19 protein-coding genes are annotated in these 24,286 nt (G+C 44.1%); 11 read left to right on the forward strand and 8 right to left on the reverse strand.

Features of this window, described 5'->3' with window-relative positions:
- Nucleotides 1–56: 56 nt before the first annotated feature.
- The gene (locus AHMF7616_RS20100; protein WP_115374509.1) at nt 57–1,049 is read left to right on the forward strand and encodes a hypothetical protein; all 993 of its coding nucleotides are present in this window, start codon (nt 57–59) and stop codon (nt 1,047–1,049) included.
- A gap of 3 nt (nt 1,050–1,052) precedes the next feature.
- Nucleotides 1,053–3,287 (forward strand): outer membrane protein assembly factor BamB family protein, encoded by a 2,235-nt coding sequence (locus AHMF7616_RS20105; RefSeq protein WP_115374510.1) that lies wholly within the window; start codon nt 1,053–1,055, stop codon nt 3,285–3,287.
- Nucleotides 3,288–3,397: 110 nt separating this feature from the next.
- Here AHMF7616_RS20105 and AHMF7616_RS20110 read toward each other — a convergent pair whose 3' ends face one another.
- Nucleotides 3,398–3,832, reverse strand: a complete 435-nt coding sequence (locus AHMF7616_RS20110; protein ID WP_115374511.1) for a nuclear transport factor 2 family protein — start codon at nt 3,830–3,832, stop codon at nt 3,398–3,400.
- A gap of 626 nt (nt 3,833–4,458) precedes the next feature.
- Between AHMF7616_RS20110 and AHMF7616_RS20115 the strand changes: the two genes are divergently transcribed.
- The 4 genes from AHMF7616_RS20115 to AHMF7616_RS20130 all read left to right on the forward strand — a co-directional run bounded on the left by AHMF7616_RS20115 (nt 4,459) and on the right by AHMF7616_RS20130 (nt 7,649).
- The gene (locus AHMF7616_RS20115; protein ID WP_115374512.1) at nt 4,459–5,334 is read left to right on the forward strand and encodes a helix-turn-helix domain-containing protein; all 876 of its coding nucleotides are present in this window, start codon (nt 4,459–4,461) and stop codon (nt 5,332–5,334) included.
- Nucleotides 5,335–5,831: 497 nt separating this feature from the next.
- Entirely contained in the window at nt 5,832–6,329 is a 498-nt protein-coding gene (locus AHMF7616_RS20120) for a hypothetical protein (protein WP_199474285.1), read from the forward strand.
- Between the two features lie 119 nt (nt 6,330–6,448).
- Nucleotides 6,449–7,000, forward strand: coding sequence for a cupin domain-containing protein (locus AHMF7616_RS20125; protein ID WP_115374513.1), 552 nt, complete (start codon nt 6,449–6,451; stop codon nt 6,998–7,000).
- A 94-nt stretch (nt 7,001–7,094) separates the two neighbouring features.
- Nucleotides 7,095–7,649 (forward strand): cupin domain-containing protein, encoded by a 555-nt coding sequence (locus AHMF7616_RS20130; RefSeq protein WP_115374514.1) that lies wholly within the window; start codon nt 7,095–7,097, stop codon nt 7,647–7,649.
- A gap of 725 nt (nt 7,650–8,374) precedes the next feature.
- On the opposite strand, the gene AHMF7616_RS20135 is transcribed toward AHMF7616_RS20130, so the two are convergent.
- Both AHMF7616_RS20135 and AHMF7616_RS20140 read right to left on the reverse strand, forming a co-directional pair.
- Complete coding sequence (locus tag AHMF7616_RS20135; protein ID WP_158546214.1) at nt 8,375–9,160, reverse strand: toast rack family protein; 786 nt, start codon at nt 9,158–9,160, stop codon at nt 8,375–8,377.
- Between the two features lie 288 nt (nt 9,161–9,448).
- The gene (locus AHMF7616_RS20140; RefSeq protein ID WP_115374516.1) at nt 9,449–10,030 is read right to left on the reverse strand and encodes a Crp/Fnr family transcriptional regulator; all 582 of its coding nucleotides are present in this window, start codon (nt 10,028–10,030) and stop codon (nt 9,449–9,451) included.
- 130 nt (nt 10,031–10,160) lie between these two features.
- Between AHMF7616_RS20140 and AHMF7616_RS20145 the strand changes: the two genes are divergently transcribed.
- On the forward strand, nt 10,161–11,159 hold the full coding sequence (locus AHMF7616_RS20145) for an MBL fold metallo-hydrolase (protein ID WP_115374517.1): 999 nt from the start codon (nt 10,161–10,163) through the stop codon (nt 11,157–11,159).
- Nucleotides 11,160–11,304: 145 nt separating this feature from the next.
- Nucleotides 11,305–11,856, forward strand: coding sequence for a cupin domain-containing protein (locus AHMF7616_RS20150; RefSeq protein ID WP_115374518.1), 552 nt, complete (start codon nt 11,305–11,307; stop codon nt 11,854–11,856).
- 159 nt (nt 11,857–12,015) lie between these two features.
- On the opposite strand, the gene AHMF7616_RS20155 is transcribed toward AHMF7616_RS20150, so the two are convergent.
- Nucleotides 12,016–13,167 carry a hypothetical protein gene (locus tag AHMF7616_RS20155; protein WP_115374519.1) on the reverse strand — a complete coding sequence of 384 codons (1,152 nt, stop codon included), beginning with the start codon at nt 13,165–13,167 and terminating at the stop codon, nt 12,016–12,018.
- A gap of 454 nt (nt 13,168–13,621) precedes the next feature.
- Here AHMF7616_RS20155 and AHMF7616_RS20160 point away from each other — a divergent pair, with 454 nt between their 5' ends.
- Nucleotides 13,622–14,338: a hypothetical protein gene (locus tag AHMF7616_RS20160; RefSeq protein WP_115374520.1), complete on the forward strand. Its 717-nt coding sequence runs from the start codon at nt 13,622–13,624 to the stop codon at nt 14,336–14,338.
- A 224-nt stretch (nt 14,339–14,562) separates the two neighbouring features.
- On the opposite strand, the gene AHMF7616_RS20165 is transcribed toward AHMF7616_RS20160, so the two are convergent.
- From AHMF7616_RS20165 to AHMF7616_RS20180, 4 genes are all read right to left on the reverse strand, one after another.
- Nucleotides 14,563–14,988, reverse strand: a complete 426-nt coding sequence (locus AHMF7616_RS20165; RefSeq protein WP_115374521.1) for a Dabb family protein — start codon at nt 14,986–14,988, stop codon at nt 14,563–14,565.
- 32 nt (nt 14,989–15,020) lie between these two features.
- Complete coding sequence (locus tag AHMF7616_RS20170) at nt 15,021–15,554, reverse strand: DUF7149 domain-containing protein (RefSeq protein WP_115374522.1); 534 nt, start codon at nt 15,552–15,554, stop codon at nt 15,021–15,023.
- A 298-nt stretch (nt 15,555–15,852) separates the two neighbouring features.
- The gene (locus AHMF7616_RS20175; protein WP_115374523.1) at nt 15,853–18,240 is read right to left on the reverse strand and encodes an ABC transporter permease; all 2,388 of its coding nucleotides are present in this window, start codon (nt 18,238–18,240) and stop codon (nt 15,853–15,855) included.
- A gap of 797 nt (nt 18,241–19,037) precedes the next feature.
- Nucleotides 19,038–20,639: a hypothetical protein gene (locus AHMF7616_RS20180; RefSeq protein ID WP_115374524.1), complete on the reverse strand. Its 1,602-nt coding sequence runs from the start codon at nt 20,637–20,639 to the stop codon at nt 19,038–19,040.
- 288 nt (nt 20,640–20,927) lie between these two features.
- Between AHMF7616_RS20180 and AHMF7616_RS20185 the strand changes: the two genes are divergently transcribed.
- Together AHMF7616_RS20185 and AHMF7616_RS20190 are read left to right on the forward strand one after the other, a co-directional pair.
- Entirely contained in the window at nt 20,928–23,255 is a 2,328-nt protein-coding gene (locus tag AHMF7616_RS20185; RefSeq protein WP_115374525.1) for a tetratricopeptide repeat protein, read from the forward strand.
- An 11-nt stretch (nt 23,256–23,266) separates the two neighbouring features.
- A complete protein-coding gene (locus tag AHMF7616_RS20190) occupies nt 23,267–24,100 on the forward strand; it encodes a CHAT domain-containing protein (RefSeq protein WP_115374526.1) in 834 nt (277 codons plus the stop codon).
- The last annotated feature ends 186 nt before the right edge of the window (nt 24,101–24,286 follow it).

The raw sequence follows: 24,286 nt of genomic DNA on the forward strand, positions 1-24,286 counted from the left end.
AGTTAGAAACGAGCACAGCTACTCGCACCAGCAACAGAAAAACAAACCAGTAAATCATGAAGAAATTATTTTTTACCATCTGCATTCTTTTCAGTTTAACCAGTGCCATGTGGGTAGTCGATTTCCCGCAGGCTGAGATAAAAAGCGAATCGGTGAAAGCAAAACTGTATTTGCCCGATGCCCAGCAAGGCTTTTACCAGGGTACCCGGTTCGATTGGTCGGGCGTTATTGCCAGCCTGGAATACCAGGGACACCAATACTTTAGCCAGTGGTTCGAAAAGTACGACCCCAAAGTGCACGAATCGGCTACCGGTCCCGTGGAAGAATTTACCGTATTGGGTTACGACGAAGCTAAAGCAGGCGATACTTTTTTAAAAATTGGGGTAGGCGCCCTGCGCAAACCCGACGATTCCAAGTATTTCTTTGCCAAGTACTACGACATCGTGGACCCGGGCAAATGGACGGTAAACAAGAAAGCCGATCGAATTGAATTTACCCACGAACTCAAAGATGCCGCTGGTTATTCGTATATCTACCGGAAAACGGTACGGCTAATAAAAGGAAAACCGCAATTGGTACTGGAACACAGTTTAAAAAACACTGGTAAAAAAGCTATTAGCACGAGCGTGTACAACCACAACTTTTTTACCATCGATAACGAACCTACCGGCCCCGGCATAGAAGTAAAATTTCCGTTTAACGTGCAGGCGGCCGGTAGCACCAGAGGCTTCGGCGATATGGTGCTGGCGGGCAATAACAAAATCACCTATACCCGACTATTAAACAAAGGCGAACAAGTATTTAGCAGCGGTTTAGAAGGTTTTGGCACCACGGCCAAAGATTATGATTTCCGGATTGAGAACCGAAAGACCGGCGCCGGTGTTCGGATTACCAGCGATCAATCTATTCAGAAAATAGTTTACTGGGCTTGTTCCACCACTTCCTGCCCGGAACCTTACATCGCGGTAAATGCCGAACCTGGCCAGGAAGTTAAATGGAAAATCAACTATGACTTTTACACCTTTCCTAAAACGGCATCTACTAATTAATACATGAAATTCAGATTAAAATTCCTGGCAGGGGGTCTACTGATCCTGGGAAGCTGCGTGCCATCCGGGCCCGAAAAAAACAAGACCAGCCTGCCCACCAATCAAGAAGATTGGCGTGCCTACGGCGGCAACAAAGCCGGCAACCGCTACTCGCCTTTAACCCAAATAAACACCGAGAATGTAAAAAATTTAAAATTAGCCTGGTCTTACGATACCGGCGAAAATAAAAACCCCAACGAACGCGGCGGGGAGATCCAATGTCAACCTATTGTAGTAAATGGCATTTTGTATGGCACCACTCCCCGGTTAAAGCTTTTTGCTATCCGGGCCGCTACTGGTGAACAACTCTGGAAATTCGATCCGTTTGCGGATCCGAACAAAAAACCCCGGTTTCATGCCATTAGAGGAGTAGCCTATTGGGAAGACGGTACCGATAAACGCATTCTGTACTCGGCTGGGCCATATTTATACGCCATTAATGCTTTAACTGGCGAAAAAGTAACCAGCTTTGGCGCCAACGGCGAAGTAGATTTGCACGAAGGCTTGGGCGATCGGGCAACGTTTGGCCACGATATCAAAGATTTGTCCGTGGACATGACTACCCCCGGCGTAGTTTACAAAGATTTGCTTATTGTGGGTTCGCGGGTATCGGAATACGGCGATGCAGCACCCGGGTATATTCGGGCTTTTAACACGCGCACGGGTAAACTGGAGTGGGTGTTTCATACTATTCCGCGGCCCGGCGAATACGGCTACGAGACCTGGCCCAAAGATGCGTACCGCAACATGGGCGGCGCGAACGCCTGGAGTGGTTTAGTGGTCGACGAGAAACGTGGTATCGTATACACCGGTACGGGTTCGGCGGCCGTAGATTTTTACGGCGGTCCCCGCGCAGGGCAAAACTTATTTGCTAACTCGGTATTAGCTTTAAATGCCGAAACGGGCAAACGGGTCTGGCATTTTCAAACGCAGCACCACGACCTCTGGGATCGCGATTTGCCCTGTCCGCCAAATTTAATGACGGTAAAACACAATGGTAAATTGGTAGATGCCGTAGTACAAGCCACCAAAGACGGCTTGATTTTCGTTTTCGACCGGGATACCGGAAAGCCCTTGTTTCCCGTGAACGAAGTAGCGGTACCTACCTCGCCAGCCTTACCGGGTGAGCATCCCTCCCCTACGCAACCCATACCTACTAAACCGGCCCCTTTTGCCCGGCAGGAACTCACCGTAGCCGACCTGACCGACCGCACCCCGCAAGCGCATGCTTACGTGTTAGATCGGTTTCAGAACAGCTTGCGGGGCAGCAAATACATGCCCCCTAGTTTGGAAGGTTCTTTATTGTTTGGTTTTGGCGGCGGTGCCGAATGGGGCGGTAATGCCGCCGATCCGGAAGGAATTTTGTACCAGAACTCCAACGAAATGCTGTGGTGGCTAAAAATGCGCGATATGCGCAATCAAGACAAAGGAGTAGTTTCACGTGGAAAATCTCTTTTTAATAGCACTTGCGCGGTATGCCACGGCGTAGATGGCAAAGGCAGCGGGGGCGGCGACCAAGCCCAAGCGTACCCGGTATTAACCGACGTGGGCAAACGCTTAACGCGGGAGCAAATTGCGGCTACTATTAGAACGGGTCGGGGCCGGATGCCCTCTTTCCAGCATATTCCGGAGCAAGACCGCGAAGCTATCATTAACTTTTTGTTAAATACCGAACAAAAAAATACGCCTACTGTAACGGCTTCGGCAGCTACTGATTTTCATAATGCGGGACAAAATTTAAAGGCCGGCGAAAACAGCGATTTCCCGTACGTGCCGCCCTTTCTAAATAATGGCTACACGCAATTCCGCGATCCGGACAATTACCCGGCCATTAAACCGCCCTGGGGTACCATGAACGCCATCGACTTAAACACCGGCGAATACCTCTGGCGGGTGCCGTTGGGCGAATACCCCGAACTTACGAAAAAAGGTGTGCCGCCCACCGGCACCGAGAACCACGGCGGCCCTATTGTAACCGCCGGCGGCTTAGTTTTTATTGCCGCCACTTACGACGAAAAAATCCGGGCTTTTGATAAAAAAACGGGCAAAGTAGTATGGGAATACCAGCTACCGGCCGGTGGCTTTGCTACGCCTATAACTTATATGGTAGATGGGAAACAATACATTGCTATTGCCGCCGGTGGTACGCGCTACCAACTAAGACCAGGCGGCACTTACGTAGCTTTTGCTTTGCCGTAATGTATATACCTGTATAGCATGAAACTTAAAAAATAGCTGGGCAATTACAGCATGCCCCGCTATTTTTTTAAAGATAACTCCAAGTACTAGCTGCCCTATTTTTTTAAATTTTAGGTTAGTTTCGTAGCTTGGCGGGCAATTAATTTCCATTTTCCTTGTTGTTTTTGCCAAATAAGCAACACGGCTAGTTTGGTGCTAGCGGGGGTGCCGCCATTATTCGTTTTAGCCGAAAAGTTATGCCGCACAACAGCCGTATTACCGAGTACCTTTATGGTTTGATCGGTTACATCCATGGTCACGAAATCATTTTCGCCGCTGGCTAAAACGCTGATAAAAGTTGCCTTGTCTTCTAATTTGCCGTTCGAGTGGCCATAGGTTAAATCGGCGGAGGTAACCTGGTCCAGCACGGTTTTATTGCCGTCCAGCATGCCTTGCCGCAAAGTAGCTACCGCGGCAGCTACTTCTTTTTCATCTTTTGATTGTTGGGCCTGGGCAGCCAATGCCGTAATAAACAGAACTACAAACAAATAAAGTACTTTTTTCATGTTAGTAATAAGGTATAAATAAGTGAATATCAAACATACCGGTGATCAAACAGCCTTAAGAACTGCTAACCACTTAGTATCCTAAAAAGAACGAAACCTTTAAGATATAAAGTTGCCGCGAGAAAGGCGATAGCTTATGTATAATTTTCTTGCTATGGCTGCGGGCACTATCAGCATATTGTTTTTAGCGCAATCAGTAGAACGCTGTTTCACAACTATTCTTATCGGCAAATCTGGTTTCTTAATTAGATCTTAGTTCAGGCACTATTCATTTTTTCAAATTTTAATGGTATTCAGGCGATTATTCGAGGCGGGTTAAAATAGTACAAACCAATGGGTAAATCACCAGGCACTTGGCAATAGCAACGTAAAACCCTATAACTCGGTGTAATCAGAAAAATTTAAAAAATTGCCATGGGCCTGATTTTTTTTGTGCTTTAACCCGCCTTTTTGCTACCAGCACCTACCTTCTTAAGCCGTTTCTGTTCAGATTTTTTTTGTAACACCAAGCTAACAACCTAGCTTTTAATTGCTTACTTTTAAATGAATGCTGGTTCCGGCTGAACGTAACTTCATTCTCCGGCAAACCAGCATACTACTCGATTAAAGGCTAACCCGAAATAATCATGGAGCGAATAGCCAATATATTTGAGCCAAACACCTCTCCGGAAAATTTACTGATCCGGCAAATCTGGCGTATACAGGATGTGCAGGTAATTAACCGCACCGAAACCATTCTGCCCAAGGGAACGGCCGAAATTATTTTTAACTTTTCAGACAACATTGCTTCTTACCGCTCGAACGAGCAAAATGCTTTTAACTTGCCTAAATACTTTATCAATGGGGTTAATTTTACGCCTTACCATCTTTCCATCCGCAGCAAACAATATTTCTTAGGCATCCAATTTCATGTTTTTGCCCTGAAATTTATTTTTAACATTCCTACAACGGAATTTAGCGACCAGGTTCTGGATGGTTCTTTCGTTTGCAAATCGTTGCCTCTTTTATGGGAACAACTCGGTTCGGCGGCTTCTTTCCAGCAACAAGTTGCCATCATTCGGCATTGGCTGCGCGGTAAAATAGAAAATGGCCCGGTACCGGATACCAACAATCGGATTATTAAACTACATACCGATCCGGAAATCATTCATTTATCGGTTCCGGAGTTAAGTGCGAAATACAACGTTACGCCCCGGCATTTAAGTCGCTTGTGCAACGACTATCTGGGAATGTGCACCGAAGATTTGGTGCTTTATAAAAAATACTTATCGGCTTTGTACCAAATGCACCAGCCGCATCCCTCTCTTACCGACATTACTTATCAATGTAACTTCTACGATCAAGCTCATTTTGCCAGAACATTTAAACTATTTACCGGTTTAACGCCGCGGCAATACAAAAAAACCATGGGAGAACTGCCCGGTCATATTTTTAAAATTTCCGGAGAAAACAATATCCTCCAACCTCCGCAAAAACAACCCAATACGCTGCTCTATCATTAAGTAGAAATTAGGAATACCCAACCAAAGCCAAACAAGTTTACAGGCCTAAAAAGAGTGACCCACATATTTTCTAAAGAACTTACGCAAAAGTTGGCAGTGCGGACACTGCTAAAGGCGGTAGGATTGTTTGTAGCTTCTATGCCGTCGTTTGTGTCTTCATAAACGACTTTTAGCGCTTTGTTTGCGTTTGGCCCATATCAATTACTTTAACCAAGTATCGGCTTATTTTTTTAAATAAATAAGTAAAAACAAATAAGCCGCCACTCCTATTGGGCTATTTGCGTAGCAAATTTCTACTTAAAACAATATTTCCTTTTTCGCTCATCCTAACCCATTCTGTTTATTTTAAAAAATTAAAAAATTTTATTCTTTCTGTACAATGTCCGCTTGATACAATTTTTACGGTTGGTACGGGTAGTATTTTTGTTAAAAAAAACCACAGTATTATCCTAAAAACGTATTTGTATGAATGCGAAAGACCTCGTTTATTCGTTTGCTTGCCTTTCTTTTGCGGGGTCATTGGGGCCGCCATTTACGAACACCGGGCAGTAGTGCCGCAATGGAGTGCGGCTCCTCCCGCTTCGTTGAGCATGTTTCAAGGAAAATACGGCCTGAATGCTGGTGCCTTTTGGATGTATATTCATCCGGTAACTTTGTTTTTGTTAATGGCTGCCCTGGCGCTTTCCTGGAAAACGGCAAGAAAGAAAAATTTACTGATTACCGCGGCTGGTTACCTGGCTATTCTGGGTATTACGGCCATTTATTTTGTACCGGAACTAATGGCTATTACGGGCACTCCTTTCTCCGAAACCGTAGATCCTTCTTTAATTAAACGAGCCCAGTTGTGGGAGCTTCTAAGCTTATTCCGATTGGCGGTACTGGTTGGACTAGCTATTTACTTGTTTTTAGGGCTAACCAAAGTGGCCGCTAAGGAGAGTAATTCTCCAACAAATACGAAAGTTAGCGTGGCGCAGCCGCAACGGGTGGGCGTGTAAGCTACCGACAGGTAACTAGAAGAAGCCACTACTATTCATAAAATCAGCTATGCCTCCTACAGATTATTGATAGTGGATTAAAACGCAAACTATAAACCAATCTTATAACAATTAACCCAATGAAAATTTCCTATCCGCACACGGTTGCTGGCACTACGGGGGAGAAAATCACTTTTTTAAATTCTTATATAAAAGACGGCGTAGAGATACTGGAAGGCGAAGTAGAAGTGCAACCCCAGGCTGGCCCCCCGATGCACACGCATCATAAACAAGACGAAAGTTTTACCAGCGTATCGGGCACCATGGCTTATCAAATTCTCGGGCACGAAGTAAAATACGCTTACCCCGGAGAAACAGTATTAATAAAAGCCGGTATACCGCATAAATTCTGGAACCCTGGCCCCGACTTGCTGAAATGCAAAAGCTATGTAAACCCACCAGACAATTTCGTTTACTTCTTGACGGAGTTATACCGTTCTATTAATGAAAATAAAGGCAAGCCCAGCCTGTACGACGGAGCGTTCTTATTGACTCATTTTAAGTCTGAATTTGCCATGCACGACATTCCCCCTTTTGTGCAAAAATTCACTTTCCCAACCGTATTATTCTTTGGTAAGCTAACCGGTAAGAATCGGAAGTTCCGCCATGCACCAACCTCTGTTCCGGCCTAGTATAGCAGTAGCTCGGCTATATTTTCTACACCCAGCCCAGATTTGTGCAAACTAAACAATTAAAGTAAACCATCAATCCTATAAAACTAAACTTATGAAAATTGCATATCCGCACACCATTACCAATAGCGAAGGCGAAAAAATTATATTTCACGGCGTACAAAAAGAGCCCGATGGGGATAGAGTTCTGGTGGAGAATTTTGTAACGCCCGGGCACGGCCCCGTAATGCATACCCATTTTCTGCAAGACGAATCTTTAACCGTGGTCAAAGGAAAAATTGCTTATATCGTGCAGGGGCAAGAAGCGCAATACGCTGGTGAGGGGGAAACCATTGTGTTTAAACGCGGCGTACCGCACCGTTTCTGGAATGCCGGCCCAGACATTCTGAATTGTATAGGCTGGATAAAACCCGCGAATACCATCGTGTTTTTTCTTTCGGCTATTTACGAAGCGCAAAACAAATCCGGGAAAGCCCAACCTGAAACCTTCGACGGCGCTTATCTTTTAACCCGGTATGCCCAGGAGTACGACCTACCCGGGATTCCTACGTTCGTGAAGAAAACCGTAATGCCTTTTACGTACAAGGTTGGCTTGATGCTGGGAAAATACAAACACTTTAAAGATGCTCCCGAACCCGTGATCAGATAAAAGTTATCAAAAAGAATAATAACTGTTATAGCGAGCTCTGCGGCGACTCATATTAAACCGTAGCACTGCCTCTACTGGTTCTCGCTTGTAACGAAGAAAATTAGTTTTTCCGGAATTTTTAGAAAGCTGCTTTTTGAGTTTTAAGCTTTTAAGTGGAGAAGTTGGCAGAATTTTTAAATTTTTGGCTACAACGATCGCCTAACCGCAAAAATTTAAAAAAGCGGGCCGGGTAAACCGCTCACTAGTTTGGCACCTGTCCAGAATCAGATAAATTCCTAATTATTTTAACAGCTGATTTTTTTAAAAATACTGGCGTGATTCGTCCTGTTTTAACAGAAAACCGGTGAGCAGCACCTCTGACGAAGTTGCCCTGATTGGTTTTAAAAATTATTTAATTTAACGGGAGTTTAAGCTAAGAAAAGAACACCTCCAGAAAGGAGCTATCCTACTCCATCTCTGTCATCCTGGAAAAATCTAATCAATTATTTACTGGTTAGCTTCTTACAGGAGGACGGAAATAGATAGTAAAAAACAGGAGAAAGATAGTTTTAACGTTCTGAGTTGTATTGCCACTTGCTGTTGGTTTAGTGCTGATGTCGAACTCACGTTCATAGAGCAGAATATTCCGCTTTATGAACGCTACGCCGCAACAGCGCCGCTATAGTTAAATGGTATTTTTAATAACTAAGTTGTTATTGTTGCCTTCTAGCCACAATAATACACGTTTATTTTTCCATAGCTAATTCTACGTTGCCTAAACCGCCGTTTATGGTTATTTCCAAAGAGTGCGAAGTCTTCCCGTACATATCGTTTACGTAATAACCGCCTTGTTTCTTAAACCCACTGTTATCCAGGCTGCCTAAGCCGTTTACTTTTACCCGTACCCCGGTTTCGCGCGGCAGTACCAGGTTTAAACTGCCAATGCCCCCGTTAATGCTGGCTTTCAGGTTATTGTTGCGCTTACCCGATAAATCCAGGTTAACCTCTCCTACGCCGGCGTTCACATCCAGTTCACTTACCGAGGTATTGGCCAGGTTCACGTTAAACTCGCCGGCCCCGGCGTCCACTACTACCCGGTTTAACTTAGCGCCGCGCAGGTCTACATTGGTTTCGCCAGCGCCCATGCGTAATTTTAAGTTAGTGGCTACTTCCTGCGGCAAAATAATAGCCCAATCGTTGCGGTCTTTATCTTTCATGTTGGTATTTTCTTCCTTGGGCTGTTTAATCGAAAGCATGCCTTGGCCGGGTTCGCCGTTGTATTTTACCTGGGGCTTCCAGGCGTCTTTGGTGTAGGTAAACCGGGCATCGGCTTTGGTGGTATTATGTGCTGTTAGTTTTAAAGTGCCGGCGTTAATCTGAATGTCGGCCAGCAAGGTTTTTACATTTTTTAAATCCAGGCTCTGCGACGTACTGTGTTGGGCCAACACCGGTTGGTAGCCCGTAAGCGTAAGCACCGCGGCGCTAAATACAGATAAAAGGATTAGTTTAATTGGTTTCATAGAAGTTGACATAAGCAATAGTTTTTGTTTTCGAATGTGAGATGTAAAAGCGAGCATTATTACACATATTTACCTGAATTTTTAATTTAAAAATGGCCCAGGTTATTAACTGGTAAATGTGTTCTTGCCCCAGTAAGCAGTAATAAAAGTGCCAGAGTTTCATGTAGCTTATTACCAGTAATTTAGTAAGCAGCAAGAGCGCACTTTCGGCAATAACTGTTCGCTTCTGATACAGCGTTCGTCCGCTTTCAGGCAATTCAAGCTATCTTCATATCAAATATAAGCACGTAGCCGGACACTTTATTTTCTGCGGCGGATGCGGCTCAAAGTTTCGGGAGTAATACCCAAATAAGAGGCGATGTACACCAAAGGCACCCGTTGCAGAATAAATGGTTGCCGTATTATTAACTGCTGATAGCGCTCTTCGGGGGTATCTAACAAAAAGGATTCTTCGCGCAGGGTTTTGCGGTTAAACATGCCTTCCATCATCAATCTTCCCAGCTTTTGCCAATTCGGGTAGTGCTCAAACAAATCCAGAAGCGTTGGCCGGGTAAACGTTATCAGCGTAGTGGGTTCCATGGCCACAATGTTAAACCGGACCGGCGTTTGGGTCATTAAACTTTGGTAACCACCCGTGGCCATATTTTCGAAGTTAAAATCGTTGGTAACTTCTTTGCCATCTACCAGGTAGTAATGCCGCACGTAACCTTGGGCTACGTAAGCGCAATGCGTACACACGCTGCCTTGTCTTAAAAAATGCTCTTTCCGGGCCAGGTACCGAATTTGGGTTTGTTGTTGAAATGCGTGCCATTCGGCATCGGTAAATACTACCAATGTCGTGTAACTCGCGCGGGCCCGGGAATATATTTCGTCGGCGGTCAAAAGAAGTAAAGCTGTTTTTTATTTTTTAAATTTTTAATGCGCCATGTCTTAAATCTTGATCTTGATCAAGGTTTAAGGGAAAATACCTGATTTACTTTGCCTCAGTAAACAACTTTATATACAAGTATTTATGAGACAAATATGTAAAATTTTCGGAAGTATTTTGCTGTTGGGTTTAAGCAGTTGCTACACGCCTCAGCCCGTGGCTGGTCCGGAGGCGCCGGCTACCTTATTTAATAAAACCTGGAGCCATTACCCGGGTTTAAAATTACACGTTTTTAACACCGGCACGAACCGGGTGCCCGATCTACTGGCGGGACCTAACCAACCCTGGCGACCGGTGCCGGCTTTTGTAATCGAACACCCGCAGCATGGTTTAGTCGTTTTTGATTGTGGACTGGGACCGGAGATAGCGCAGAAAAAAGAAAAGGCGCTGCACCCTTTAGTAGCCTTATTGTTTAAATCCCGCTCAGCGCCTGGCGGCGACCTGGCCAGCCAAATGCGCCGCAATGGGTGGTCTCCGGAAAAAGTAAGTACCGTCATCTTATCGCATTTGCACTTCGACCATACTGGCACCGCTCAGGCTTTTCGGAACGCTACTTTTGTAACCACCAAAGGCTTAAAATTTAAAAATACTTCGCGAATAGAAGGGATGGAACCTGCCCATACCAATTGGATTACGCCGGCCCAACAACGAGAAATTGATTTTACGCAGGGTAGGCCTTACGCCACCTTTCCGCGCACCATCGATCTTTTTAACGATGGCAGTATTATTTTAATTTCCGGCGAAGGCCACTCGCAAGGAGATTTGGCGGCCTTGGTGCAATTACCGCAAGGCCCGGTATTACTAGCCGGCGACGCGGTCGTTCATTTTGATTGGCTGGGTTCGGAGGACGTACAGAAAATTGCGCAAGACCAGCAAAAAGCGGCCGCAATGCGCAACCAAGTCCGAGCCCTGCAACAAGCAGCACCAGGCGTAGTAATTATTCCGGGCCACGATCTTTCCGCGGTACCCGATAACCGCCCCGATATGCAGCTGCATCAAAAAGCTTTGTTTCAGCCGGCCGCCTGGCTTACTAACCCGCAGGCAGATACTCCGGTTGCTCAGAATAAGCCGGCTACTCCTTAAAAATTTAAAAAATGCTGGGTGGCGTATCTCCCACGAACGGCATACGGCTGGTCGTCCCTTACTCCTGTTCTTTTACCCGAGCTAGCAGGCATTGCCAGGCAACTATATAATTAACCTTACTTAAATTATACTCCAATACTAATCTATGACTTTCCCTAATAAAATAATTCGCAACTCTAAAACTGGCCAGGAAATTAGGTTTTTACAGAGCGGACCAGAAACCAAGGGGCAATTGCTACACCTGCAAACTACTTACCAACCCCACTCCCGGGAACCAGCGGCGCATTACCACCCTTACCAAACAGAAGATTTTAAGGTATTAGCCGGAGAAATAAACGTGCGCATCGGGAAAGAAGTAAAAATTTTAAAAAAAGGCGACGGCTTGCACCTCCCCGCCAACACCATTCATGCGAAGTGGAACGCGGCAGAGCAAGCAGCGGTGGTGGATTGGCAAATTAGACCGGCCTTAAACACCGCCACTTTTTTTGAAACTACTACCGGATTAGCTAACGCGGGCAAAACCAACGCGGTCGGAATGCCTTCTATCTGGCAAGTGGCTTTGCTGGCAACCCATTTTGCCAACGTATTTCGGTTAGCCAAACCGCCTTTTATGCTTCAGCGCGTGGTCTTTGGGTTACTTACGCCAATAGCTTATTTACTCGGCTACCGGCCCACCTATCCCGAGTACCTGGATTGATTTAAAACGTGCTCAGCGGTAGGCTGAATTATATTAACTTAGGTAAAGTACTAGCGAATACCGCCCAGTTGGTTAATCCGGAGACGAGTCTTGCGAATAGACGTACACCTGGCTAATTACATGTAAAACGAGGTGAGCGGCTTTCGACAACAAGAAAGTTTACCAGGCAAACTGAATCCCAACTTCTTCACCAGGAAAAAGGTTGTACCATTTGGCGGATAGTGACCTAGTAGAAAACTCGCCGCCGCGAGGTGATTCGCTTATATTAACATCTGCCCCACGTACTGTTCTGTTGGTAAGCCGCTTTGCTGCTTGCCCTACGGGAACAATCCTGTTGGTAGGAGACCACAGAACAATAGTAAATTCCCGGATAATATCTCCATCAATCACATTGGGGTAACCCCATGTATCTTCATTCTCGGCAAGAGATGTATTCTGCCCAAAGGCACTTCGATTTTGAGGCAACGGGAGTTCATCAATATAAGTGGCTCCCGTTATTACGGTTCTGGTTTCTCCCGCTTTAGCATCAAATATAACATCATAGGAGCTCCCGGAGGCGTCCGCTGTTTCGCGTTCAGAGCCATACCATCGCTCAATTCTCGCCCGATTATCTGATGTAAATGCTTCAAAAAATTCAGTATTTTCAGATTGAGATACATCTTTAAGCATAAGCAGAGTATATACCATTCTAACGGTAGCCATTCGCGTTCTAGGGTTTTGTTCTGGCTGAAAACGAAGTTCAACAAGTTGGGTGGCTGCTAGAATAACGTAAGCTTTTCCTCTTTTTCTTGCTTCGTCTATGCAGGATTGTAAACCAGGATCGTTGAACTGACTAACACGTACCTTTACCAAACGAGGAAAAAGACTGGCGAAAACATCATAGCCCAGGACCCTTCCTGTACCTATTAATAGGATGCCTAAAAATATAGCGGCTAAAAGAGATATTACTAATCGCTTTTTACTAGATGCTACCCAAAAGGCAAATCCAATCCATGTGCTTGGTTGCTGGGAGTCTACAGGAGGTTCGTCTTGCTTTTCAGCATTAAAATCTTTAACCTGCATAGAAGGTGTTGGGGCTTTTCTATCTATTTCAGAATCTAATCCAAGGTCTTTGGCAAGTTGGTAAAGTTGATCCTCCGTAAGATCTAATAGTAAGACTTCTAGGAATGCTCCTTTATGCCGGATTTCATCCGGATCAATATCAATCCCGAACCTTTTGTTCAGGAACTCAGCGAGTCCGTAGCGGGAGTATTTTTTTTGAAGAATTCGACTAACTTCTGCAACAATGCTTTTGCGATCATTAACCGCCATAACAATTTTTCTCGTGGGTCTGAATTTAACTACAAAATATCTATTGCATTTTTTGTGATTAGCTTACGTTTATAGAAAGAACAGCCACTAAATGTCTTCTAAAAATAGAAGTTTATTTAATACGCAACAGGTTTAATTTAAAAAAGAAATACAAAAGCATTTCGTTAGGCCAGATGGTAAGTAAGCACTTTTAGCTTTTTTACCAACTTAAAGCGGAAGCTATAAAATAGACTAGTTTTATCTTTCGGGTAAACGGTATGTAGTTTAACTTTCAAGCATTCTACATCTTCTGCCTTAATTAAATTACTCGCATGGTTCCAACCACTTGCTACCACCGTTTACGGTAACGCTAAACCAGGAAGCTGTAATAAAACTTAGGCAGTAAAACCTCTTATAGCTTATCTGCTTCAATGCTTTATATTTATAACTAATTTTAAGGCTAATCTCTATAAAGATGACAGAAGAACAGTATGCTAAAATCCAGGCTAGACTCGAAAGGCTAGAATCTAAGAAAAAAGACATTTGGGACATAATACAAATACTAGGCACCCTATTAATACCGGTCGCCATTGCCTTTGCCGGGAATCAATATTCAAAAGCGCAACAAGCCGAAGCCTTGCAAGTAGAGCAACTCCAAATAGAACGTTCGCATGAGATGGCCCAGGTAAATGCCAGAATAGGACAGGCGGGCTTAATAGCATCCATGCTGGATCATTTATTAAGTTCGGATGTAAAAAGAAAACAACTGGCCACGGAAGCGGTACTGATAGCCAACCCCGAGATAGGTCCTACTTTGGTACGGATTGTTTCAGAAAAGGATAATAATCTGGAAGTAAGAAACTTTGCGAAGAATGCTCTCGATGAAAGAAAAAATTCTTTAGTTCAAGGACTTTTCGACGAAAAACCAGCTAAAAGAAGCGAAGCCTACACTGGCCTGATGGCAGGATGGTCTAGCAATTCGGAGATTATTCCGGAAATTATTACCTATGCCCGGCAACATCAAGCAAATGTGGATGGGGTGAACAATGTGCTTATTTTCCTAAGCCACATGAACCAGGATGCTCTGATGCCATATAAAACCGAAATAGAAACTTTTATTGGAGAGGTGCAAAGTATGGGGCAAAAAACAAAAGAGCGAGGCGCAAAATTAAAAAATCGTTTGCCAAAATAATTTTCTACTAAGTATAATTTAGATAGACTAACCAGTATAAGAGTTAAAAATTTGCGGGTAAGCCGCTTGCCTTTGGTTTCAGTCCTTCTCCATCTTTTACCTCAGTTTAATTACCTGCCTAATTCGGACTAATGGCTGTAAACTTTTCTATTAAAAACCATCTCCGATGAACATCTTCTCGGCCTATAACCATCCACATGGGTATTTACTAGGGCCGGTTTTACTTAAGGCCGAACCTGGGAATTAATAACCAATACTTTTTCCCAAATTTCTTTATTTTGTTTTATAAAACGCTGGTGCACTGGATGAACCGAATAAAGCTTTATTTCTGCTTCGTTGCGATAGGTGCAGTAATGCATCACATCATATTCCGGCTTATCGGTCAGGTCGCCGTAAACGGTAGGGCCAGCCTGGTAAGACAGAATGTAAGAGATGCTGTCTTTTAAACCGGCAAAGCCCCGCATGTGCTGTTGGATAGCTGCCGGGGTAGTATTGGCTTTAAATTTAAAACAAACAATGCGCTGAATACGGGCTTCAGGTGGTAAACCGAAGAAAGAATTTGCCGGATTGGTGGCGGAAGTAGATGCCGGTTGGTTACATCCCTGGAGCAGAAGCGCACTGAAAGCAATACTCATTCCTATTATTCTCATGTTAGATTTAATACGGCAACTTTAAAAAATAATTAACTCCCCTCCACTAGCGCAATCTCTTCCGGCGTAAGCTCATAAAGTTGGTATACCAGTTCATTTATTTGCTTTTCCAGAGCAGTAGTATCGGCTTCTAGGTTGAGCTGTTTGGTGGATAGGATTTGCCAAACACAAGTTTTAGTAATTTGCAAAACTTGCTTCAAGTGAGCATTTGCCGTCAGGCTCTTTATCCCGGAAGTACTGGCCGGAGGATTGACTTGTAAATATATAGGTGCTTTTGTATTCGGTAGTATAGGGTCAATAAATTCTTCCCGCAATTCAGGAGCATGCGCGTAACAAACCGGGCTACTATTGTTTTCCGGTTTCTGGTATTCAGGTTCGGGGAAAATGCCACTCAAAATACAACTTACATAGGCTTTCAACTCGGCTTCGCTTTCATCCTGAATTATTTGTAAGAGTAAATGGACCAGATTTAACTTAAACGCTTCGATGCTGGCGCGTTTGGGTTTTAGGAGGCGGAAGGCTTTGTTCAAGCTTTGTTTAATGGTGTACAACGGCGCAGGAATCATCTAGGGCTATAAAACGTCAGCTTAAATATATACAATTTGGCGGTTTTATTTTTGATATTCCGGCAGCAACATCTATCTTTTTTTAGCTTGTTTTTCTGATTAAAGGTACCCTGATTTACCTTAGAGAGTGGCTAGAAGTGGACTTAATCTGGCTTGGCAAAATAACGCATGCGGCTTGCTTCGGCTTATTTTACCTTTCCGGGGAAAAACCAACCTAGCATCTGCCTAAAAATTCAAAAAACTACAATTTTAAGCCCATTTTTTAAATTTTTAGGCAGATGCTGGGTTTACTATTTTCTTACTCGTCGCGCAGGCAATGTACCGGGTTAATTTTGGCGGCTTTAACGGCTTGCAGGCCTACGGTTAACCAAGCTACTACTAAGGCTAATAAACCGGCACCTATAAAGTACCAGGGTTCTAAGGTAATCTGGTAAGCGAAACTGTTTAGCCAGTGTTTCACGATTAAATAACTTACCGGCAGGGCAATAACAATGGCAGTTACTACCAGTTTAGTAAACTCACCGGATAAAAGATACACAATACTAAACGCACTGGCGCCTAAAACTTTGCGTACGCCGATTTCTTTGCGCCGGCGTTCGGCGGTAAAAGCGGCTAAGCCAAACAAGCCCAGGCACGAGATGAGAATAGCCAAACCGGCAAAGTAACGGGATAAGGCCGCTACACGCTGTTCGGCTACGTATTGCGCCTGGTAATCCTCATCCAGAAATTGAAAATCGAAAACAAAGCCCGGGTTAAACTCCCGGTAGAATTGTTGGATTTGGGAAATGGTTTCTTGCTCCTGGCCGGCGGCTAGTTTGGCCAGCACTACGGTGGCAGTTTCTGGTTCTAAGGTAAATAGCAGCGGTACTACTTTTTCGTGCAGCGATTCATAATGAAAATCTTTCACTACGCCAATAATTTCAAATTCCAGCCCGTTCTGTTCTTTCACTATTTTACCCACCGGCTCTTTTAAACCCAAAGCATTTACGAAGGCTTGATTTACTACTTTCTTTTTGGTATCGGTGCCAAACTCTTTGGAAAAAGTTCGGCCAGCCACCACCGGTATACCCAGGGTTTCAATCATATCGTAGTTTATCCGGATCTCGTTCATGGGTATTTGTTTATCTTCTATCGTAACCAGATTACTCTTGATGCCGTTAGGGCCGCTGAAACCGCCGATAAACTTATCTAACTTACTGGAAGCATTTACTACTCCCGGTATTTTCTTGAGTTCCGTCAGAAAGGTTGCCACGTCAGTAGGGGTTATTTTGCCCTCTACCTCAAATGTAATCAGCTGGTCTTTGTCGTAGCCCAGGTTTTTGTTTTGCACATATTGGATTTGCTGATACACCACCAGCACCGCCACCATAAATACAATAGACAGCGCAAACTGAAACACCACTAACCCTTTGCGGGCCCAAACCTCGCCTCCGGAACGATTGAATTTACCTTTAAGAATAGCCACCGGATTAAAGCCCGACAAATACAAAGCCGGGTAGCTCCCCGCGATAATGCCGGTTAATACCGAAATACCCAGCACGGTTAAAATAAGCGTAACATCGAAATGCAACGTGAGCTGTTTGCCGGTAATCTGGTTGAATTGCGGCAGAAAAAGCACGACGAGCCCTATAGCCAGCAAAAGTGATAAACTGGTGAGTAATAACGCCTCTCCCAAATATTGCCAGATTAATAGCTGGCGGCTGGCGCCAAAAGTTTTTTTAATGCCTACTTCTTTTAAGCGCCGGGAAGCCTTGGCCGTAGATAAATTCATGAAATTAATACAGGCCATTACCAGAATAAAAAGCGCGATTAGCGAAAACAGCTTCACGTACTCCAGGCGGGTGCCAACGGAGACGCCATTTTCGTATTTGCCATACAAATAATTGCTGGAATAGGGCTCCAGGAACAAAGTGCGGTGTTGGGCTTTACTGCTTTTACTTTGCAGATAACCCGCTATTTTTTGATTAAACTGTTTTACGTCGGCATCTGGCTTTAAAGTTAGGTAAGTGTAAAAAGGCTCCGGCATGTCCCAGTCTACGCCCATGTTCATTACGTCTTTTTCAAAAGCCTCAAACGCTAAAACAAAATCAAATTCTTCGGAAGAGTTAGCGGGCACGTCCTTGAAAATACCGGAAACGTGCACCGGTTTTTGAATGCCCATGGTTTCCCATTCTACTGCCTTGCCAATCACATTCCGGGTAGTACCAAATAACCGTTGGGCCATGGATTCCGAAATAACCAGGGAATTTCTATCGGTCAGCACCTGGTTTTTATCTCCTTGCGTGAGCGGAAAAGAAAAAATTTTAAAAAAATCTTTCCCGACAAATTTTCCGGTGGCCCGGATGTTATGGTTGTTGTAAGCTAAAGTGAATTTTGGAAAAAAAGCTGGCGGCGTAACGGTAGTGGCGTATTCCACTTCCGGCATTTCGGCTACTAAAGCCGCGGCTAACTGGTGCGGAGTGGTCGGTTTGGTAGTAATGCCGCCCGGTTCCTGCCAGTTCTCCATCACCCGGAACAACTGCTCGTCTTTCGCGTGAAATTTATCAAAATGCAGTTCATCGTACACCCACAGGTAAATGGCCAAAGCACAAGCTAACCCGCTGGAGAGGCCAATTAAATTAATGAAAAAAGTACTTTTAAACCGGAGAAAGTTACGGTAGATCAGGAGTAAACTGTGGCGGAACATACGCGTAGATTTTTAAAAAATTAATTACCAAGCACTTGTAACCAATAATACCAAATAGTAAATAGAAGCTGCCATATAGTCCGTTTATTCCGGCTGTTCTTTGGAGCCAGTTCCTGGCTCCAGGCTCTGGTGCTATCTAATTTAAAATTTCAAGTTTTGCCTCGTGGCCGGTGGGCCCCGTTTGGCTCTTCCGGGCTGGTCTAAGCTTCCTTTCCTCCTATCGTCGGAATTCTGCTGCGCAGAACCACAACCTTAGAAGGCCCTGCTGAGCCAAACTAGTGTCATCTCAGCTTAGCTGCCGCTTTTCTTCGTGCACCTGATCGAAAAGCAACTTGATTTCATCACTCTAAACAAGTAAGAACAGTAGCAAAAAATAACGGACACTAGTTTGGCTGTGAAGCACCTGCTAGGGTTCCGGTGCCGTCAGGCATCTCGACGTCAGGAGAGAAGGAAGGCTAGCGAGGGCGGAAGAGCCAAACGGGGCCCCGCGGCCGAGAGCCAACAGGTTACTGGTCCAGTTAGATAGCACCAACGCCTGGAGACTTGAAAAGGCTCCAAAGGAAACCCGTCATACACCCTATATCTTCTTTATGGCAACTTCTATTTACTTACTGGTATAAGATTTAAAAATACCCAAATTTCCATAAAAGAATAAACAACTTTAACCGATTCCGTTCTATACCGGATATCAAGTTAGAGGAGATAGGGCGAAAAATTTAAAAATCGGGCTTAGCGCAGGATATAAATTGCCTGGTATTTACCCGCGGTATATTCCTGAGCCGTCATAATTATTCCAACTAATCGGATACCGTATAGCTTAATCCACTCACTACTTGTCCGTTTGGACCTATTTCAAAGACACGTTTTTGGTTCCGGTATATCCAGTATTCCCCTAAAGCAGCGGAGTACGTATAAGCAGGCGTGCCGTATTGTTTCACTAAAGCGGTAGAAGTACTACTCTGGCCAAAGTTTTTGCTGTTTTTACCAGCGTACTCTTTCTGAGTATACCGCACCAAGTACCGGCAACAGGTAGTTTGTACGCCCAAAAGCAAATAGTTATTGTCTGGTTGCCATTGAATAAGTAAATACGGCTTTTCACTCACTTTCACCCGGGGAGCTTTATCCGGTAAAGAGGCACTAACCTTCTCTGCCCCCTTAAGTTCTGTTTTATTTACTTTAGCTTTATTCTGGGAAGCAGTTAATTCTTCCTGCGCAAACCAGCTTTCAACCCAATCTAACAGATTTCCCATAACCGATGCCTCTAATTTATTAAACAGATCCAGGTTGTAATGGGCCATGTAAGCGTGCTGTTGCTTGGCCAGCTCAAAATCCTGACGGGCGTTTTCGGGTTGTTTGTTTTTATAATGCGCAATACCTCTGATAGTATAAGCATTTCCCGTTAGTTTGGCAGAGTTTAATTCATTAATAACCCCAATCGCGGCGGCCTGATTTCCGCCGAGCGAATGGATACTGGCCAGGTTAATATAAGCGGGTACATAAGCCGGATCAATCTCCCGCGATTTTTCGGCATACCGGCGAGCTTCACTTAATAATTGCCTGAACAATGTTGCTTTAAAGGGGGCGGGTGCGGCTCTATGAATCGCGGTTAAGCGACTTTTGGCATCTAACTCTACGGGATAGACAAATCCGGGCGGCTCCTTGGCCTGGTACAAAGCCAAAGCTTGCTGTAATTTAGCCGCCGACAAGTTATTCAGAATTTCCCGGCTGGGAAACCGGTTGAGTAAGTACTCAAAACAAGAAGCAGCATCTTCAAATTCCTGAATAAAGTAAAGGAATTGCCCGGTTTTAAAAACAGCAACCATCTCTCCGGCTTCCGTTTGCTTTTTACTATAAATGGCTTTGCGTTCCTCTTTCGTAGGATAACCCTGCAACTGGTCGGCTAAACCAAAGCGCTGGTAGAGTAAATCGATAATCTTCGGAAATACGCGCCCCGTAGAAAAGCCCGCTATCTCCCCGTAGAAACACCCGTAAAAATCAGCCTCCGATTCAAACCGTTCAATATCTTTCTTGGAAGTTTCTACACTGGCCTTTCCTATCCCGAATGTGTAATACCAGTCGTGTTTTTCATAATGGTGCGCCAGTTCGTGGCTCAGCAAAACTGCCAGCGCATTAACCGAGTCTTTACCCAGTTTCCGGCATAAATCATATACTTCTTCGCTTAACTGAATTAAAGGACGGCTGCCTGGTTGATATTGGGCAATAATGTTGGGCGTACCCGATTTGCGGGCCATAATCTCTAAATGCGGCTGCGGACGGCTATTGGCGAATACGTAAGTTAAACGCGTAAATACCTGGCGCGTGATTTTATACTTAGGCGAGGTTTCCGGCAGGTTTTGCGCTTGCCCACTCCATACCGGGCCGAAAAAAAGTAACAGCATGCAACTCTCTACTATTTTGGCGAAAAAACGATTAAGCGGGTTTAACCGGAATGCTCTATTTTTTAGTGCCTTCATCCTAAGTTCTTATAATGCTTTATTCAACTCCTGATTAGTAGCGGATTTACCGTTTGGTTAGCAGCGGTTACACAAAAAAAGATACATTTAAGTACCGGATTACATGTGGTAATTTATAGAATAATTAGTACTTTCATACCATTTACCTGAAATACAACTGTTTAAATGAATTAGTAGTAGCTCCCATCACCTCTCTTAATACTTTATTGGCTAATGAAAATTTTGCTTTTACTTGCCTTATTCTTCCTTCTTGCTGGCAATACGGTAGTAAAAGCCCAGAAGCCCCAATTAGTAGCCGATACTACCCTGGCCCGCAAATGGTACACGCAAGCGTTAACTTTACAGCAGAAAGGCAGCCTCGACAGTGCGAATACCGCTTTAGCCAAAGCGGCCATATTGTACCGGAAGCACCAGCAATGGTTCCGGCACTTGGACTGCGAAAATAAGGCTGCCCGTAATTTAGTATCTATGGGTAAGTACGAAGCGGCTTTGCAGAAGGCCAGCCAGGTACAACAAGAAAGTAAAGCCAAATTTGGCCACGACCAATCCAAAGAAGCAGCCGATGCCCTCCACATTACTGGAATTGTATATTACTACAAAGGAGAATATGATCGGGCTTTGCAGTTTTATCAGAAAGCCTTGCAGCTTCGCCGTAAAATTCTGGGCGATGACCATCCCGGGTTATGTTCTTCTTATAATAATATCGGCATTATTTACTACCGTAAAGGAGAATATGACCAAGCCTTAAAATACTATTACCAGGATTTAGAAATTAGTCTTAAATCATCGGGAAAAACGCACCTGGATATAGCGGCTTCCTACAGTAATATTGGTAATGTATATTTTGATAAAGCAGATTATGACCAGGCATTTACGTTTACGCAAAAGGCTATCACTCTCAAACTGGAAGCATTAGGAGAATCTCATCCGGAATTAGCTAATTCTTACAATACGATAGGTAACATATATGCTTATAAAGGGGAGTTAGACAAAGCCCTGGGATATAATTTAAAGGCCCTGCACCTATGGCAGAAAGCTTTAGGCGAAACGCATCCCTATGTAGGCGCGGCCTACAACAATATCGGTGATATTTATCTGGACAAAGGCGAGTACGCGCAAGCATTAGACTGTTTTCAAAAAAACTTGCAGATCATTCTTAAGTCCACCAACGAAATGCATCCCGAAATAGCAATTGTGTACCATAATATTGGTAATGTATACAATAAACTAGGTGAATATGATCAGGCGCTGCAATATCTTCAGAAAGGATTACAAATCAGGCAACATCATTTAGGGCAATTTCATGATGATGTGGCTGAATCCTATAATAGTATAGGCGATGTATATTACGACAAAGGCGAGTATGACCAGGCAATGGAATATTACCAAAAAGATTTACAAATTCTTTTGAAATCTTTAGGTTCGGTTAATCCTAGTCTGGCTGCCTCCTACAATAGCCTGGGTGCTGCTTATCAAGCCAAAGGAGAATACACGAAGGCTCTTAAGCAATATCAACTAGCTATTCTGGCCAATGTACCTTCCTTCAAGGATACCAGCAGTACTTCTAATCCAACCTTAAGAAACAAGTCAGGTATTTACCTGGATGGAACCTATTTACTCACCTCGTTTCACTCGAAAGCCAGCATTTTTGAAAAATTTTATGTTCAATCGCGTGCGAAAGCGGATTTGCAACTGGCGTACCACACCTACTGTGCCGCCGATACTTTGGCTAGCCAGATTCAATATAATTATTCCGAAGAAAACGATAAAGTAGCTTTTACGAGTAAAGCCAGGCAGTTATACCAAACCGCTCTAGCGGTATGCCTGAAACTACACGACTTAACCAAGGAAAAAATTTACTTAGATAAAGCCTTTTATTTTGCCGAGCGGGGCAAGGCTAGTGTATTATCGGCTACTTTAGCAGAATCCAAAGCAAAAACCTTTGCCGGCATTGCCGATTCCTTGCTAACCCGAGACCAGCAACTGCGCACCTCTATGGCTACTTATAACCAACAATTAGCGCAAGAACTCACCAAAGGGGCAACTATAGACAGCAGCAAGCTGAACGAATACCAAACTCGGTTGTTTGCGGCCAGTCAACAACAAGAGCAATTAATTCATAAGCTCGAAAAAAGCTATCCGTCTTATTACAATCTTAAATATCAATTTGCAACTATCACTCCCGTTCAACTACAAAAAACACTGGATGAAAAAACCGCATTAGTTGAATACGCCCTAGGTGACACGTTATTGCAAGTATTTACCCTCACCCAGGATACTTTTAAGGTGCAATCCTTTTCTTTAGATCCATCCTTTCACCGGAAAATTGCCGCTTTCCGGAAAGCTATTCTTAGTCAGGATGAGGGTTTGTATCGCCGGGTGGCTTATTCCCTTTACAAAATTTTAGTGCCGCCCGATATTCCTAAATCTATCCGGCAGTTAATTATTATTCCGGAAGGCGAACTTACGAATTTGCCTTTTGAAGCCTTGCTGACCCAAAACAAAAAAACAAAGGCGCTAAAGCTACCGCTTACTTACTAGATAAATACGCCATCAGCTACGCGTATTCGGCCCGCTTACTTTACGAAAGATTAACCCAGCCCAAAGAAAAAGCTACCAAACAATTGTTGGCCTTAGCGCCGGTTTTTGCCGACACCCTCTCGAATACTACCGCTGCCAGAAACCGCTCGGTGTTAGGGTATCATCAACCTACCTCGGTTATTAACACTATTAACGCCCTGGATAAGACGCGTATGGACCAGGCTAAAACTACCACCCCGGAAGTTTCACGTGGCTGGTTACTCAACGGCCAGTATGTTTCGCCGTTGTTAGCCTCTAAGCGCGAAGTAGAAACCATTGCCCAATTGTTCCGGCAACGGCAGAACGCGGCTAAAGTATATTTGTATGACCAAGCCCGCGAAGAACAGCTCAAAGCAGGCGATATAACTCATTACAATTATTTGCATTTAGCTACTCACGGCTTCGTGAACGAAAGCTATCCCGAATTATCCGGTTTAATATTGGCCCAGGATAGTACTTCTAAAGAAGACGGTATTTTGTATATGGGCGAAATTTACAATCTGCGTTTAAATGCAGATCTGGTTACTTTATCGGCTTGCGAAACGGGCTTAGGTAAATTGGCTAACGGAGAAGGGGTAATTGGCCTGACTCGGGCTTTGATGTATGCCGGGGCCCGAAACATTGTAGTTTCTTTCTGGAAAGTACCCGATAATTCCACGGCTGATTTAATGGAAGATTTTTACACGGCCCTCATTTCGGGCGAAGACAAAGCCCAGGCCTTGCAAACCGCCAAACGGAAAATGGCCCGCGCAGATAAATATAAACATCCTTTCTACTGGGCGCCTTTTGTGTTAGTAGGCAAGTAATTGGTTGCTGGTTGTTCGTTGTTTGTTGTTGGTTGTTCGTTGTTAGAATTACAATATTGTGGCTTTTAGTAGATTATACAGAAAGATAACATCAACTAGAGGCCAAAAATAAATGCTAGTAACAGGTTCTTTTTTCCTTGTCATTCCAAAGAATTCGGAGAATTCCAGAAGAATCTTGTGAATAGA

The organism is Adhaeribacter pallidiroseus, from assembly GCF_003340495.1.
Classification (GTDB): domain Bacteria; phylum Bacteroidota; class Bacteroidia; order Cytophagales; family Hymenobacteraceae; genus Adhaeribacter; species Adhaeribacter pallidiroseus.

Excerpts from the sequence above, each read along its gene's own strand:
- AHMF7616_RS20100 (WP_115374509.1), top strand. The coding sequence starts at position 57 with ATGAAGAAATTATTTTTTACCATCTGCATTCTTTTCAGTTTAACCAGT.
- AHMF7616_RS20105 (WP_115374510.1), top strand. The coding sequence starts at position 1,053 with ATGAAATTCAGATTAAAATTCCTGGCAGGGGGTCTACTGATCCTGGGA.
- AHMF7616_RS20110 (WP_115374511.1), bottom strand. The coding sequence starts at position 3,832 with ATGAAAAAAGTACTTTATTTGTTTGTAGTTCTGTTTATTACGGCATTG.
- AHMF7616_RS20115 (WP_115374512.1), top strand. The coding sequence starts at position 4,459 with ATGGAGCGAATAGCCAATATATTTGAGCCAAACACCTCTCCGGAAAAT.
- AHMF7616_RS20125 (WP_115374513.1), top strand. The coding sequence starts at position 6,449 with ATGAAAATTTCCTATCCGCACACGGTTGCTGGCACTACGGGGGAGAAA.
- AHMF7616_RS20130 (WP_115374514.1), top strand. The coding sequence starts at position 7,095 with ATGAAAATTGCATATCCGCACACCATTACCAATAGCGAAGGCGAAAAA.
- AHMF7616_RS20135 (WP_158546214.1), bottom strand. The coding sequence starts at position 9,160 with ATGTCAACTTCTATGAAACCAATTAAACTAATCCTTTTATCTGTATTT.
- AHMF7616_RS20145 (WP_115374517.1), top strand. The coding sequence starts at position 10,161 with ATGAGACAAATATGTAAAATTTTCGGAAGTATTTTGCTGTTGGGTTTA.
- AHMF7616_RS20150 (WP_115374518.1), top strand. The coding sequence starts at position 11,305 with ATGACTTTCCCTAATAAAATAATTCGCAACTCTAAAACTGGCCAGGAA.
- AHMF7616_RS20155 (WP_115374519.1), bottom strand. The coding sequence starts at position 13,167 with ATGGCGGTTAATGATCGCAAAAGCATTGTTGCAGAAGTTAGTCGAATT.
- AHMF7616_RS20160 (WP_115374520.1), top strand. The coding sequence starts at position 13,622 with ATGACAGAAGAACAGTATGCTAAAATCCAGGCTAGACTCGAAAGGCTA.
- AHMF7616_RS20165 (WP_115374521.1), bottom strand. The coding sequence starts at position 14,988 with ATGAGAATAATAGGAATGAGTATTGCTTTCAGTGCGCTTCTGCTCCAG.
- AHMF7616_RS20170 (WP_115374522.1), bottom strand. The coding sequence starts at position 15,554 with ATGATTCCTGCGCCGTTGTACACCATTAAACAAAGCTTGAACAAAGCC.
- AHMF7616_RS20175 (WP_115374523.1), bottom strand. The coding sequence starts at position 18,240 with ATGTTCCGCCACAGTTTACTCCTGATCTACCGTAACTTTCTCCGGTTT.
- AHMF7616_RS20180 (WP_115374524.1), bottom strand. The coding sequence starts at position 20,639 with ATGCTGTTACTTTTTTTCGGCCCGGTATGGAGTGGGCAAGCGCAAAAC.
- AHMF7616_RS20185 (WP_115374525.1), top strand. The coding sequence starts at position 20,928 with ATGAAAATTTTGCTTTTACTTGCCTTATTCTTCCTTCTTGCTGGCAAT.